At 48.6% G+C, this 247-nt stretch carries 1 protein-coding gene; it reads left to right on the top strand.

The features are described 5' to 3' along the window. Positions 1-43 precede the first annotated feature (43 nt). The coding region (locus tag ACSVDM_RS30870) for a DUF1727 domain-containing protein (RefSeq protein WP_439269179.1) at positions 44-247 on the top strand (204 nt) is incomplete at its 3' end.

The following is a 247-nucleotide window of genomic DNA, read 5'->3' as shown; positions in this document are numbered from 1 at the left end:
GAACACGTACCATCCGGAGAACGGACGGCTTCAGCATTTTGTGGTGGGTGGCAGAGAGGTGATCCTCAATTTGGCGAAGAATCCGACCGGCTTTAACCAGAATATCTCGCTTTTGCAGACGGATACATGTCCCAAAGCAGTCTTCTTTGTGATCAACGACAACTTCAATGACGGCAAAGATATCTCCTGGATTTGGGATGTCGATTTCGAGCGGCTACTCTCAGAGCAGGACCTTAAAGTTTTCGCA

It is taken from the genome of Nocardia sp. JW2 (assembly GCF_051843015.1).
In the GTDB taxonomy this organism is placed as follows: domain Bacteria; phylum Actinomycetota; class Actinomycetes; order Mycobacteriales; family Mycobacteriaceae; genus Nocardia; species Nocardia coubleae.
This window is presented reverse-complemented; position numbering and strand designations above follow the sequence as displayed.